This window comes from Agrobacterium sp. MA01 (genome assembly GCF_009650195.1).
Lineage (GTDB): Bacteria > Pseudomonadota > Alphaproteobacteria > Rhizobiales > Rhizobiaceae > Allorhizobium.
This window is the reverse complement of sequence record NZ_CP045854.1, coordinates 3578848-3592811: the sequence shown is the minus strand read 5'-3', so window position 1 is coordinate 3592811 and position 13964 is coordinate 3578848. Positions and strand designations below refer to the sequence as shown.

At 60.7% G+C, this 13964-nt stretch carries 14 protein-coding genes; 6 read left to right on the top strand and 8 right to left on the bottom strand.

The window, feature by feature from the left end:
- Positions 1-13: 13 nt before the first annotated feature.
- The 5 genes from GH983_RS17295 (at position 14) to GH983_RS17275 (ending at position 4936) form a co-directional block, all read left to right on the top strand.
- Positions 14-742 (top strand): FadR/GntR family transcriptional regulator, encoded by a 729-nt coding sequence (locus GH983_RS17295; protein ID WP_054148568.1) that lies wholly within the window; start codon positions 14-16, stop codon positions 740-742.
- Positions 743-898: 156 nt separating this feature from the next.
- A complete protein-coding gene (locus tag GH983_RS17290; RefSeq protein ID WP_153763061.1) occupies positions 899-2068 on the top strand; it encodes a fumarylacetoacetate hydrolase family protein in 1170 nt (389 codons plus the stop codon).
- A gap of 6 nt (positions 2069-2074) precedes the next feature.
- On the top strand, positions 2075-2608 hold the full coding sequence (locus GH983_RS17285; protein WP_054148570.1) for a TRAP transporter small permease: 534 nt from the start codon (positions 2075-2077) through the stop codon (positions 2606-2608).
- Positions 2608-3885: a TRAP transporter large permease gene (locus GH983_RS17280; protein WP_069043045.1), complete on the top strand. Its 1278-nt coding sequence runs from the start codon at positions 2608-2610 to the stop codon at positions 3883-3885. The genes GH983_RS17285 and GH983_RS17280 overlap by 1 nt, the downstream gene beginning before the upstream one ends.
- Positions 3886-3931: 46 nt before the next feature.
- Entirely contained in the window at positions 3932-4936 is a 1005-nt protein-coding gene (locus GH983_RS17275; RefSeq protein WP_054148572.1) for a TRAP transporter substrate-binding protein, read from the top strand.
- 344 nt (positions 4937-5280) lie between these two features.
- Here GH983_RS17275 and GH983_RS17270 read toward each other — a convergent pair whose 3' ends face one another.
- The gene (locus tag GH983_RS17270) at positions 5281-6210 is read right to left on the bottom strand and encodes a DMT family transporter (RefSeq protein ID WP_371418365.1); all 930 of its coding nucleotides are present in this window, start codon (positions 6208-6210) and stop codon (positions 5281-5283) included.
- A gap of 301 nt (positions 6211-6511) precedes the next feature.
- On the opposite strand from GH983_RS17270, the gene GH983_RS24485 reads away from it, so the two are divergent.
- A complete protein-coding gene (locus GH983_RS24485; protein WP_256367274.1) occupies positions 6512-6646 on the top strand; it encodes a hypothetical protein in 135 nt (44 codons plus the stop codon).
- Between the two features lie 65 nt (positions 6647-6711).
- Here GH983_RS24485 and GH983_RS17265 read toward each other — a convergent pair whose 3' ends face one another.
- From GH983_RS17265 to GH983_RS17235, 7 genes are read right to left on the bottom strand one after another with little or no spacing between them, the layout of a single operon-like run.
- On the bottom strand, positions 6712-8085 hold the full coding sequence (locus tag GH983_RS17265) for an FGGY-family carbohydrate kinase (protein WP_069043046.1): 1374 nt from the start codon (positions 8083-8085) through the stop codon (positions 6712-6714).
- Entirely contained in the window at positions 8082-8405 is a 324-nt protein-coding gene (locus GH983_RS17260; protein ID WP_054148574.1) for an L-rhamnose mutarotase, read from the bottom strand. The genes GH983_RS17265 and GH983_RS17260 overlap by 4 nt, the downstream gene beginning before the upstream one ends.
- Positions 8402-9412: an ABC transporter permease gene (locus GH983_RS17255; protein WP_054148575.1), complete on the bottom strand. Its 1011-nt coding sequence runs from the start codon at positions 9410-9412 to the stop codon at positions 8402-8404. The genes GH983_RS17260 and GH983_RS17255 overlap by 4 nt, the downstream gene beginning before the upstream one ends.
- Positions 9409-10401 carry an ABC transporter permease gene (locus GH983_RS17250; RefSeq protein WP_153763060.1) on the bottom strand — a complete coding sequence of 331 codons (993 nt, stop codon included), beginning with the start codon at positions 10399-10401 and terminating at the stop codon, positions 9409-9411. Before GH983_RS17250 ends, GH983_RS17255 begins: the two co-directional genes overlap by 4 nt.
- A gap of 9 nt (positions 10402-10410) precedes the next feature.
- Positions 10411-11946, bottom strand: coding sequence for a sugar ABC transporter ATP-binding protein (locus GH983_RS17245; protein WP_153763059.1), 1536 nt, complete (start codon positions 11944-11946; stop codon positions 10411-10413).
- A 60-nt stretch (positions 11947-12006) separates the two neighbouring features.
- On the bottom strand, positions 12007-13002 hold the full coding sequence (gene rhaS / locus GH983_RS17240) for a rhamnose ABC transporter substrate-binding protein (RefSeq protein ID WP_153763058.1): 996 nt from the start codon (positions 13000-13002) through the stop codon (positions 12007-12009).
- 52 nt (positions 13003-13054) lie between these two features.
- A complete protein-coding gene (locus tag GH983_RS17235) occupies positions 13055-13867 on the bottom strand; it encodes a DeoR/GlpR family DNA-binding transcription regulator (RefSeq protein ID WP_153763057.1) in 813 nt (270 codons plus the stop codon).
- Between the last annotated feature and the right edge of the window lie 97 nt (positions 13868-13964).

Sequence of the window (13964 nt, the reverse complement as noted above, 5' to 3'; positions counted from 1 at the left end):
GAGACCAGCGGGCATGTCGATCGATCTCGGGCAGTTGAATTTCGGACAGATCAGGCGCAGTGAGCACCTGCCCGCCCGAATTGCCGCGCAATTGGCCGACGAGATCAGCCAGGGACGTCTTAAGCCCGGCGAGCGATTGCCGACCGAGCATGTGCTGGCCAAGACGCTCGGCGTCAGCCGCTCTGTCGTGCGCGAGGCCATCGCGCAGTTGCGGAACGAAGGCCTGGTGGAGACTCGACAGGGTGTCGGTGCCTTCGTCAGCGAACCTTCGGCCAGACCGATCCGTATCAAGGATGGCGAACTCTCCGAGCCTCAGAGCTTTCGCGCGCTTTTCCAGCTGCGTGTGCCACTCGAAATCGAAGCGGCGGGGCTCGCCGCCGTGCACCACACCTCGGAGGATCTTGCGAAGATCGACGAGGCGCTGTCGCGCATGACGGGGGCCGAGAAGTGGACGGAGCAGGGCATCGTCGCCGATCTCGCCTTCCACCGGGCCGTCGCCGAGGCGACACACAACGAGTATTTCGCGCTGTTCATCGGCTTCATCGCCGAGCGCATCAGCCTGGCGATCGATGCGGCACGCTCCCGCGCCGTGCTTGAGGAAATCGTTGAAGTGACCATCGCCGAACATGTCCGGCTGAGAGACGCGATCGCCAGGCGCGACGGTGCGGGCGCACGCGAGGCCATGCGCGCCCATCTGCACGGTGCTGCAAGCCGGATCGATCTCAGCCTCGAGCAATTCTGACGCGGTTCGCGCGGCGGCTTTGTCCACAAGTCTGTCGTCCGGGGTAGACAGGCGTCAAATCTGACCCTATGAATTTGCATCAAGAGTTGTCAGACATCCTGACAATATGGCAGGCGACAGGGTCGTTCATGCCGGAGGACAAGGAGGAGGTCCGTCTTGCAGCGCCGTCAAAGTCTCGAATCCGTCTATATTCTGCCGGAAGATTCCTCCCAGGCTGTACTGGTCGGCAGGGTTTGGTCGAAGGCCGCCGCGGGTCCTTGCCCGGTAATCGTGCGTAACGGCACCCTCTACGACGTGACGGGTCTTGCCTCCACGGTTTCCGGACTGTTCGAGTTTGAAGATCTCGCCGAGCGCTTGATGGCTGAGGAGAACCTGCCTGCTCTGGGCACGCTCAACCAGTTCCTGTCCGGCGAGGCCGGTCATCTGCTCGCCCCCATTGATCTTCAAGCCGTCAAGGCCGCCGGTGTCACCTTCGCAGATAGCATGCTGGAGCGGGTGATCGAGGAGCAGGCGAAGGGGGATGCCGGGCGTGCCCAGGCCATCCGCGAGAAGCTTGCACCCGTTTTGGGCGACAGCTTGCGGGGACTGGTCGCCGGCTCCGAGCAGGCGGCGAAGGTGAAAACACTGCTGCAGGACATGGGCCTCTGGTCGCAATATCTGGAGGTCGGGATCGGCCCCGACGCGGAGATTTTCACCAAGGCTCAGCCGATGTCGTCGGTCACCTGTGGCGATAGTGTCGGCATTCATCCGATTTCCCAATGGAACAATCCGGAGCCCGAAATCGTTCTTGCCGTTCGTTCCGATGGCAAGATCATCGGCGCGACGCTCGGCAACGATGTGAACCTGCGAGATGTCGAGGGCCGGTCGGCGCTGCTCCTGGGGAAGGCGAAGGACAATAATGCCTCGTGTTCGATAGGGCCCTTCGTCCGGCTTTTCCATGGCAGCTTCACGATGGACATGCTGCGCAAGGTTCGCGTCTCGCTGCTCGTGCGCGGCGAGGACGGCTTTGAAATGACGGGGGAAAGTCCGATGGAAGCGATCAGCCGGGCGCCGGAGAACCTTGTTGCCCAATTGCGCAACCGCAACCACCAATACCCCGATGGTGCGGTTCTGTTCCTCGGCACCATGTTCGCGCCGGTCAAGGATCGCCGTGCTGCTGGCCAAGGCTTCACGCATGAGGTTGGCGATCGCGTCGAGATTGCGACACCAACGCTTGGTCGTCTGGTCAACTGGGTCGATCGCACGGATGCCTGCCCGGAATGGACCTTCGGAACACGTGCTCTTTTCCGCAACCTGGCCCAACGCGGCCTGCTCGACAAGGCGTGAGGGCGTATGACCAGAATTGTCGATCTCTTCTACAAATTCCTCGAATTGCTTCTGATCCTGCTCTTGTCGGGCATGGCGATCATGGTCTTCGTCAATGTCATTCTGCGTTACGGCTTCAACTCCGGCCTGACTGTCTCGGATGAAATGGCCCGCTATTTCTTCGTATGGTTGACCTTTGTCGGCGCGGTCGTCGGCTTTCGCGAATACGGACACATGGGCGTGGAAAGTCTGGTGGCCCTATTCGGTCGGCGCGGCCGGGTCATCTGCATGATCTTGTCCAATCTCCTCATTTTCGGCGTTTCTGCCATCTTCTTCTGGGGAACCTGGAAGCAGTTGCCGATCAATGCCAGCATGAGCGCACCCGTTACGGGACTTTCCATGGGCTGGGTGTACGGTATCGGCTTCTTCACCGGCGCCGGCTGTAGTCTGATCGCGCTCGAACGCCTCTTCCGTCTGGTCACCGGGCGTGTCACCGAAAGTGAAATCGCAGCCTTTGCAGGCGAACACCACGGCATTGAGAAGCTGGTGGAGCGCGCCTGATGACCCTTCTTGTCTTTATCACCTCGCTCCTCGGCGCCATGGCCATTGGCGTTCCGGTCGCCTTCGCTCTGATGTTCTGCGGCGTGACGCTCATGTGGTACATGGGCATGTTCAACAGCCAGATCATCGCGCAGAACATGATCGGGGGCGCCGACACGTTCACGCTGCTCGCCATCCCGTTCTTCGTGCTGGCCGGCGAGTTGATGAATTCCGGCGGCCTGTCGCGGCGCATCATCGAGTTTGCGATTGCCTGCGTTGGCCACATCCGTGGCGGCCTCGGTATCGTTGCCATCATGGCCGCCGTGATCATGGCCAGCATCTCAGGCTCGGCCGCTGCCGATACGGCAGCTCTGGCCGCAATCCTGATCCCGATGATGGCAAAGGCGGGATACAACGTGCCGCGCTCTGCCGGCCTCATTGCGTCCGGTGGTATCATCGCACCCGTCATCCCGCCGTCGATGGCGTTCATCGTTTTCGGTGTTGCCGCGAATGTGTCGATCACACAGCTCTTCATGGCGGGGATCGTGCCGGGCATGTTGATGGGGATCGCGCTTGTCATTGCCTGGCAGATCGTGGTTCGCAAGGACAACGTGAAGCCCTTGCCGAAAGCGCCGGCGAAAGAGCGCTTGCGAGCCACAGGGCGTGCGGCCTGGGCGCTCGGCATGCCGGTTATCATCCTGGGAGGGATCAAGGCCGGGGTGGTGACGCCTACGGAGGCGGCTGTCATTGCGGCTGCCTATGCCATGTTCGTCGGCATGGTGATCTATCGGGAACTGAAACCGAGGGATCTGCCGCGGGTCATCCTGCAGGCGGCCAAGACAACCTCGATCATCATGTTCCTGGTGTGCGCGGCCCTGGTCTCCGCCTGGTTGATCACTGCGGCCAATATTCCCGGCGAGATCACGCGCTACATCGAACCTCTGATCGATCGGCCGATGCTGCTGATGTTCGTCATCATGGCACTGGTTCTCGTCGTCGGAACCGCATTGGACCTGACACCGACCATCCTGATCCTGACACCCGTGCTGATGCCGATCATCAAGCAGGCGGGCATCGATCCGGTCTATTTCGGCGTCATGTTCATCATGAACTGCTGCATCGGCTTGATCACGCCGCCCGTTGGCGTGGTGCTCAACGTGGTCAGCGGGGTCGGGCGCGTACCGCTCGGCAAAGTCGTGACGGGCATTGTTCCGTTCCTGCTCGCGCAGGTGCTCGTTCTCGTATTGCTCGTCATATTTCCCGAGATCGTCATCGTGCCGGCGCAGTGGCTACGGTGAGGAACGAAGTTCAACCAACTCATTAAAATCCAAGGGAGGATACACCATGAGGAAGATACTACTCGCAACGACAGCACTGGCATTCGCCGTTTCCGGAGCCGTTCCAGCTTTTGCGGAATTCAACGACCGCACCATCCGCGTATCGAACGGCATCAATGCCGATCACCCTGTCGGGAACGGCATCGAGGCCATGCAGAAGTGCCTGGATGACAAGTCCGGTGGCAAGCTGAAGCTGCAGGCGTTCTGGGGCGGTGCCCTCGGTGGCGACCTCCAGGCGACCCAGGCTCTGCGTTCGGGCGTCCAGGAAGCCGTGGTGACGTCTTCGTCGCCTCTCGTCGGCATCGAGCCGGCGCTTGGTGTCTTCGACCTGCCGTTCCTGTTCGGCTCCGCTGACGAGGCCTACAAGGTACTCGACGGCGAGTTCGGCGACATGATGAACCAGAAGCTCGAAGCCGTTGGCCTCGTGAACCTCGGCTATTGGGAGAACGGTTTCCGCAACCTGTCCAACTCGGTTCGTCCGGTGACGAAGTGGGAAGACTTCGAAGGGATGAAGGTTCGCGTCATGCAGAACAACATCTTCCTCGATACCTTCCAGAACCTCGGCGCAAACGCTACCCCGATGGCATTCGGCGAAGTTTTCTCGGCACTCGAGACCAAGACCATCGACGCCCAGGAAAACCCCTATGTGACGATCGACACCTCTAAGTTCTTCGAGGTGCAGAAATATATCACTGAGACGAACCACGCCTATACGCCGTTCCTCTTCCTGTTCTCCAAGGCGATCTTCGATACCTATACGCCGGAAGAACAGGCGGCCTTGCGCGAATGCGCAACGGTTGGCCGTGATGTCGAGCGATCGGTTATCGCCGACCTCAACAAGCAGTCGCTGGAGAAGATCAAGGCAGCCGGCCTTGAGGTGAACACGCTTTCGCCTGAAGAGCAGCAGCGCATCCGCGAAAAGTCCATGATCGTCTATGAAAAGCACAAGGAGACGATCGGTGCCGAGGTGGTGGACGACATTCTCGCCAAGCTCGCCGAACTCCGTAAGTGACCTCCCTGGTCGTGGCGCTCTTGAGCGCCGCACCAGAAGAAGCCCGCAGCGGGAAACCGCTGCGGGCTTTTTATACCAAGTGTCGATGATAGGAACCCATAGGATGGCTTATTTCGAGTTCCTGGCTAGGCGCGGCGCGCCGGGCGATGCCTCCCGCATCGGCCAAGCGGCGCAACAACGCCAGGGGCCTGCAATAAGCCACCCTTGGTCGGCTTCCCGCCCATTCTGGCGTCGTCGAGTTCCTTGACCGATGCTTCAGCATCGCTCTTCGGACCTCTCCTAGTCAGAAAGTGCGGTCGAGCTGATCCTATAGCTCCCTATCATCGACATTTGGTATTAGTCTGTCATTCGGGGACAGATGGCAGGACCTTGTCTCGCTTCTTCAATTGCTGCTCACGGAAGAAGATGAACAGGCCCGATCCGACGATGAGGGTCGCACCGACGATCATTGTCAGTCGAGGCACTTCGCCGAAGAAGAAATAGCCGAAGACAACAGCCCATAGCAGCAGTGTGTATTGGAGCGGCGCGACGGTCGCGGCGTCCGAAATTTTCAAGGCGCGGTTGACCAGCATGTGCGCGCTCATGGCAACGATGCCGAGAAGCCCCAGCAACAGGATTTCATTCACCGACGTGATCGGTGTCCAGCCGAAGGGGGCGGCAATCAGGCCGACCACTGCGGCTCCACCCGTCTGGAACAGTACAAGCGTCTTGTCCGGCGTGCCGCGCAGGCTGCGGCCCGAGAGCATCATGAAAGCGAAGGCGGCAGTGCCGATGATCGAGATCAGAGCGGGTGTGGTGAACATGGCGCTCGACGGCTCGAGCGTGATCACGACCCCGATGAAGCCGATAGCAATTGCGGACCAGCGCCGCCAGCCGACCTTTTCTCCCAGCAGGAAAGGCGCTGCCGCCGCCACATAGATCGGCGCTGCGAGCCAGTAGGTCATGACATCGGCCAGCGGCAGATACATGACCGCGTAGTAGAAACAGAAGAGTTCCAGCGTCGAAAGCACGACGCGCGTGAACTGCAGCCAGGGTCGCTCTGCCTCGACGATCGGCTTCAGGCCGGCCATCCAGAGGAAGGGCGCAAGGATCAGAAGTGCTGCAATGCTGCGGATCAGGATGACCTGGCCGAGGCCATAGCTCGCAACCAGCCATTTGCCCATGGCATCGTTCATCGCAAAGAGCAGCATTCCGAGCAGCATGACTGCAGGGCCTGCCATCCCGGCCAGTCCGAGTGCCCTTCGCGAAGCCTCATCTGTCGTGTGCGTTGTCATGGCTCCTCCTTACAAGCGTCCGATTCTCGTCTGTCATGTTGTCTGACAATTCAACAGTTGTATTGGCTGATGGGCCGTCGGTTGACAAGACCACAAGGGTGGCGTTTCGCCTTGGACCTGCTGATCGCACGGGCTGGGCGAACTCCGTTGACGTCCCGGCTCACCCGAGAGAGGAATTTTCCCAACACGCATATCTTTAGAATACCAATCTAGTCGTGATTGTTGACGTGGCGCTGATTATGACGAAAATGTGTCAATATCAGCCGGAGCCAATGAGTGGCTCCGTTCGTGGGAGACTGCCATGTCACATGCGATCGCGAAGCTTTTCGGTGACCCCAAATCCAGGCGTTCTGTCGAGGTTTGCCGGCAGCGGGCCGCGGTTGCCGCCGCGACTGTTTCGATCGGCTTTATAGCGGTGCTGATCGTCACGCTTTAAGTTTCTGAGCATCCGGATCAGCGGGTAAACGTTGATTGTCCGTGCCGGACGATCTTCGTCACGGCCTAGGTTTTACCGGCCCTTGAGCGCCACTCCCGGGCATAATCGTCCAGTCCGTCTAGCGTGTCGACGATGCTCCGCATTTTAACATCAATCGTGATCCCCGTCAGCAAGGCCGCGCCGATTGCCGTGCCGGTGGTCGCTTCCGATGCGTGGACTGGACGCTTCATTAGCGTGTGGAGCGCGCGAAGATAGAGTTGATTGGCGGCAAATGGACCCTCGACGATGATCGGCCCCTCTGCCTCGATGAGGTCGAGACAGGTTTGGGTCATCAGGGCCTGGTAGAGGCTGGCCGCGGCCAGTCGTTCGCTCACAGAGCTCGTCTCGTTCATCCAACGGAAATGCGAATCCGGGAATGGGCCGGTACCCATCACCACGCTCGGCAGGATCATCGAACCTGCGTCGATCACCGCTGTCGCGGCAATCAGTTCCTCCTCCATGGGGACGACCGCCATGTCGCGGGTCAGAAGGTCCCATTCGCGTCCGCCCATGAAGCGGGCCGAAGGAACCGCCTGACCGTTGGCGTCGACATTGACCAGCGTATCGCGCGAGGGATCCAATCTTTGCGGCTTGGCGCCGACGCCGAAGCAGATCACCCAAGTTCCCGTGGACACGACAGTGCAAGGGCTGCCGAAGCCGACGAGATGCGGCAATAGCGACGCGTTGGAATCGTGAAGTCCGCAATAGACGGGTACCGGGATCTGCAGGCCGATCGCGTGGGCCACCTCCGGTCTGATGGGCCCGAGGGCATCGAAAGCGGAGCGCAAGGGGGCCATCCGCTCGCGGATACCAAGGGTGTCAACCAGCTTCGAATAACGCCCTTCAAACGGGTGCCAGAGATCGGTGTGGCAACCAAGCGAGGTCCGCTCGTTGGCGACAACACCCGTCAGGCGGTAAGCCCAGTACTGCGGATAAGTGAGGATCGTTGCGACCTTGTCGAACTTGTCCGGGAAAGTTGTCTTCTGATAGTGTAACTGCGCCCCGACGTTCAGGCCCCCTGTGAGAGCTGGCGAGAAGGTTTCCGAAAAATGCGGCCGCAGCTTGCCATAGGCCTCAGTTGTCTCGTGTGGGTAGAGATGTTCGTAGTCCAGCACCGGCATCGCAAGGCTGCCCTCGTCGTCCAGCAGGGCTGCCGATGCGCCATGCGTGGTGATCGACAAGGCGTCGAAGCCAGGTCCGGCGGCGAATTCCCTCAGAGACCCCAGCAGGAACGCCCAAAGCGCCTCGACATCGAAGTGCGGGTAGGGGGGAGCGGGGATGACCGTATTCGCGGTTTTTCGGATTGCCAGTTCGGTGCCGGTCGTCCCATCAACCAGCACCACCTTGGCATTGGTCTTGCCGATGTCGATGACGGCGATGCGTTGGAAAGACTGGCTCATGGCATGTGAAAGACGGGTTTTAGATCGACGGCCCAGGGCGAATTGTCGGGGTTGGTGGCCATGATGTCGGACATGTGGCCCCACCAGCGTATCATCACCGGGTGAGATGGCAGCGCCGCCATGCCGTGGTTCCGGGTGCGGGTCAGGACGCCGATCAGCAGGTTCGTCTCCGGATCGAGATGGATCGTGTAGTCGCTGATACCGGCATCATGCAGCAAGTCGACGAGATCAGGCCAGATCTCGTCATGGCGCTTTTTATACTCCGCCTCCATGCCCGGATTGAGCTTCATCTTGAAGACGTGGCGTTCGGTCTCGCTCATTGCGCGTTCCTCGCATGCTTGATCCGCCGCGCGACGATGGGGAGCGCGATGGTGATGATCAGGAGTAGGCCGATGAAGATCGACATGACGATGCCGGGTACGTTGAGGAGACCGAGGCCGAAGGTGACGAGGCCCATGACGAAGGCTGCGATGACCACGCCGACGATGGTGCCCGAACCGCCGAGGATGGAGACGCCGCCGAGCACGACCATGGTGACGACTTCAAGCTCCCAGCCTTGAGCGATCGAGGGGCGGGTCGAGCCGAGGCGCGATGTCAGGCAGACGGCGGCGATGCCGCTCATCAGGCCGGTCAGCAGGAAGAGGATGAATTTGACCCGCTCGACCGGGATGCCGGAGAAGCGTGCGGCGAGCGGATTGTTGCCGATGACATAGACATGGCGGCCGAAATTAGTCCGGTGCAGGAGGATGGCGAAGAGCAATGCCATCACCAGGAAGAGGACGAATTCGAAGGAGATGACCCAGAAGACGTAACCCTGGCCGAAGAAGGCAAATTCCGGCGGGTATTTGCCGAAGGCCTGGTCGCCCAGAACCAGATAGGAGATGCCGCGGAAGAGGCTCATCGTGCCGATCGTCACGACGATCGAGGGCAGCTTCAGGCCGGCGACCAGCAGGCCGTTGAAGGCGCCGCAGGCAAGGCCGGTGGTGATCCCGATCGCGACCAGACCCGGTGCCCCGACGCCAAGCTGTGCTGCATAGCCCATGGCTGTCGATGCGAGCGCGATGATCGCGGCAACCGAGAGGTCGATCTCGCCGGCGATGATCAGCAGCGCCATGGCAAAGGCGATCAGCGCCTTTTCCGTGAAGTTGAAGGTGGCGTCCGACAGGTTCCAGGCATTCAGGAAGTAGGGTGAGGCAAACGAATTGGCGATGAAGATCAGCACCGCGACGCAGAAGAGCAGCACTTCCCAGCTTCCCAGCAGTCGGCGGAAGGGTGTTTCTAGCCGGTCGGGGATGACGCGCTTTGTGTGTTCATGTGCGGTGCTCATGCCGTCGCCTCCTTTCCGGCTGCGCGGTCACGCAGGATGATACGGCCCTTCTTGGCTTCTGCGCGGGCGTTGAAGACGACGGCGAGCACGATGACGATGCCCGAGATCGCCATCTGGGCGAAGGGCGAAATGCCGATGACGGGGAGCGCATTCTTGATGACCCCGAGGAAGAGGGCGCCCAAGACCGTGCCGATGACGGTGCCTATGCCACCTGCAATCGAGATGCCGCCGATGACGCAGGCAGCCACGCTGTCGAGCTCGAAGCCGGCGGCGATATCGACATAGGCGACCGCATAACGCGACACCCAGAGGTAACCGGAGAGGCCGGCCAGCGCGCCCGAGAGCACGAAGGCCAGGAAGCGGGCGCGACCGACATCAATGCCGGCATAGATGGCTGCGACCGGATTGCCGCCGGCGGCATAGGTCGAGCGACCGAAGGCGGTGCGGGCAAGAATGAAGCCGACGAGCAGGATGACTGCGATCGCGACCCAGGAGAGGATCGGCAGGCCCAGCACCGGCAGGCGCGGCACGCCGAGAAAGTCCGGCTGCATCTGGTGTGCATTCACCCAGGCGCCGCCCGAGAGCACGAAGCTCATGCCGCGATAGATGGTCAGCGTGCCGAGGGTGACGACGATGGGCGGGATTTGCAGCGCCCAGACGAGGAAGCCGTTGATCGCGCCCAGCGCTGCACCAATGCCGATTGCAATGAGCACGAGGAGCGCCAGCGGCAGGCCCGGATAGGCGCTGTCGAGCATGGCGACTGCCATGCCGGTAAAGGCGAGATTGGCGGCAACCGAGAGGTCGATCGACTTCGTCAGGATCACGACCATCTGGCCGAGCGCCAGAATGATCAGGATCGAGGTGTCGTTGAAGATCGTGACCAGATTGTCCGGGTTGGCGAAATTGGGCGCGCGGGTGGTGAAGCCGAGGATCATGCCGATGATGATCAGGCCCAGCAGCATTTCCCGGTTTTTCAAAAGGTTCTGCATTGTCATTCCTCACGCATTGCCGGTGGCGGCGCGCACTAGCGTCTCTGCGGTCAGGCCTTCGCGCTCGAAAATGCCGGCTTGCAGGCCCTCGCGCATGACCATGACGCGATCCGACATGCCGAGGATTTCGGGCAGTTCGGACGAGATCATGATGATCGAAAGACCTTCGCTTGCGAGCTCCGAGATGAAGGCGTGGACGGCGGCCTTGGAGCCGATGTCGATGCCCTTGGTCGGTTCGTCGAGAATGATGACCTTGGGCGAAGTGGCGAGCCATTTGCCGATCACGACCTTCTGCTGGTTGCCGCCCGAGAGTGTGCCGACGGGCACCGAGAGGGCAGCCGCGCGCAGGTCGAGCCGTTCGGCAAAGCGGCGCGCAAGCTTCAATTCATTTGTCGCCTTCAGGAAGCCTGCAACCGAGGTGCGGATCAGCGAGGGCAGCGACATGTTCTGGTAGATCGGCAGTTCCAGCGCCAGACCATGTCGGCCCCGTTCCTCGGGTACATAGACGATGCCGGCTGTGATCGCATCGGAGGTGTTGCGAATGGCGACCTCGCGACCTTCGAGTTCCAACCTGCCGGATTTCGGCCTGTTGATGCCGAAGATCGACTGGCAGAGCTCCGAGCGGCCGGCGCCGATCAGGCCGTATACGCCGAGGATCTCGCCCTTGCGCAGGGTGAAGCTGATATCGCGGAATTCGGTTTCGTGGCTGTAGCCCACGACACTGAGGACCGGTGCACCGATCACGGCCTCGGTCTTCGGGAAGACGTCGTGCACGTCGCGTCCGACCATCATACGGACGATCTCGTCCTGGGGCGTGTCCTTGAGAATGCCGGAGCCGACCATGCGACCATCGCGGAAAACGGCATAGTTGTCGGCGATCTCGTAGAGTTCGTCGAACTTGTGGCTGATGAAAAGGATGGCCTTGCCCTGGCGCTTCAGGCCCTCGACGATGCGGAAAAGATCGTCGATCTCCTTGCGCGACAAGGCTGCTGTCGGTTCGTCCATGATGACGATGCGGGCATCGACGGAGAGTGCACGGGCGATCGCGACCAGATGGCGCTGGGCGATCGAGAAGTCCTTGAGCTTGGTGGTCGGGTCGATGTCGCTTTCCAGCGCCTTCATCAGCTGCCGGGACCGCTCATTGATGGTGCGCCAGTCGATCAGGCCGAAGCGGGTGCGCGGCGCGTGGCCGAGGAAAATGTTTTCGCCAACGGTGAGTTCGTCGAACAGCACGGTTTCCTGGTGGATGGCGGTGACGCCTGCATCGATGGCTTCCTGGGCGTTGGCGAAAGCGGTCGGCTTGCCGTCGATCAGGATCTCGCCTTCGTTCGGGCGGTAGATGCCCGTCAGGATCTTGACGAGCGTCGACTTGCCGGCGCCGTTCTCGCCGATCAGCGCGGTCACCTTGCCCGGATAGAGGGCGATATCGACCCGATCCAGGGCCTTTACGCCCGGGAAGATCTGGGAAATGCCCCGCATTTCGAGAATGGGCTCGCCAGCCGGGATCGCGCCCGCCGCGAGCTTGGCAGATTGAACGGTCATCATTTGCTTACCGAATGAAAGAGAATCCCGGCGGCTTTGGCCGCCGGGTCTGGTCCGCCGAGATCAGAAGATCTTGGAGAATTCCTCGATGTTCGAGGCGTTGTAGACGAAGGGATCTGCCATGGCGGCTTCGCCATTGTCGCCAACCTTGATCTTGCCCATGCGACCGGCTTCGATTTCCGAGCCCGGAGCCGCATCGGTTTCGCCCTTGACGATGCGATAGGCGATCTGGGTTGCGGAGTAGCCGAGGTCGATCGGGTTCCAGATGGCGAATTCCTTCGTCGCACCCGACTGGATGGCGCCGGCCATCTCAGAGGGGAGGCCGAGGCCGGTGACATAGACGTCGCCGATCTTGCCGGCATCCTTGACGGCCTGCGAGGCGGCGAGAACGCCGACAGTCGTCGGAGCGACGATGACCTTGACGTTCGGCTGCGAGGTCAGGAGGCCATTGGCTTCGCGGTAGCTCTTGTCTGCCAGGTCGTCACCATAAACGGTGGTGACGAGGTTCAGGCCGGGGAAGTCCTTCAGCTGTGCCTTCATTTCCTCGATCCAGATGTTCTGGTTGGTCGAGGTGGTGGTGGCAGACAGGATCGCGAAGTCGCCCTTGCCGTCGGGCAGGTGGTTGGCGGCGAGTTGCAGGCACATCTTGCCGATCAGCGCGTTGGATGACGGGTTGAGGTGCATGATGCGGCCTTCAGGCGCTACGCCCGAATCCCAGGAGATGACCTTGATGCCGCGGTCCATGGCCTTCTTGAGGGCCGGGACGACCGCATCAGGATCGTTTGCCGAGATTGCGATGGCGTCGACGCCCTGGGCGATCAGCGAGTTGATGACTTCGATCTGGCCTTCAGCCGTTGTCGAGGTCGGGCCGGTGTAGATCACTTCGACGCCGCCGAGTTCCGCAGCTGCTTCCTGAGCGCCCTTGTTGGCGGCTTCGAAGAAGCCAATACCAAGTGACTTCACCACGAGTGCGATTTTCATGTCAGCTGCCTGTGCGGCAGAGCCCATGGTGGCGAGTGCAATGGCGGCACTGGCCAGCAAGATTTTCGTCAGTTTCATGTTTTCCTCCCAGGTTGATGAACTGCTTTACTCTCCCTCCCGGCGCCTCCTCTTAAGCGACCGACGAGGTATCCTCTCTTGCCGATGAAGCCATGGGCTTCACGGTTATGAGCTTCACGCCGGCGTCGGTGACCATGGCGGCCGCCTCGTCGGAAATTCCGTCATCGGTGATGATCGTCGACACCTTGTCGAGCGAACACAGGATCAGGCTCGACCGCTTGGCGAACTTGCTGGAGTCCACCATGACAATCAGCTCTTCGGCCTGGCGCACCAGCTTCTGTTCGCTCTGGATGACGAGTGCGTCGGACTCCATCACGCCAAGCGCGTTGATGCCCTGGGCGCCGATGAAGATGCGTCGGGCGTAGAAATTGCGGATCGCGTCATTGTCGAAAGGCGACAGGATCAGGCTCTGGTCGCGATAGATCGCGCCGCCAGGAACCGAAACCGTGCATTTCGAGTGCTTCACCAGGTGCTCGGCAATGGCGAAGGAATTGGTCATCACCTGCAGGCGGCGGGCCGACATGAAATGCACCATCTGGAAGGTGGTGGTGCCGCCATTGATGATGATCGAATCACCTTCTTCGCAGAGATCGACCGCTGCGCGCGCAATTGCGCGTTTCTTGTCGATGTTGACCGATTCGGAGACGCGGAAGGGGCGTGCTGCAAGATTGCCAAGCTGTGGCGGGTGAACCGCTTCTGCGCCGCCACGGACGCGTCTCAGCTTTCCCTGCACATGGAGAGACGCGATATCCCTGCGGATCGTGGCTTCTGAAGCCTCGGTCAGCTCGGCAATATCCTGCACCGTGATCACAGGCTTTTCCTGGATCGCGCTCAGAATGATGCGATGGCGTTCGCGTTCGTGCATGGGGTCCTCCTGACGTTGATTTATTCGCAATGTTTTTACGCTGTCAATCAGAAACGATCAAAAATAATAATACTGCAGCGCAACATGAAAAGTAATG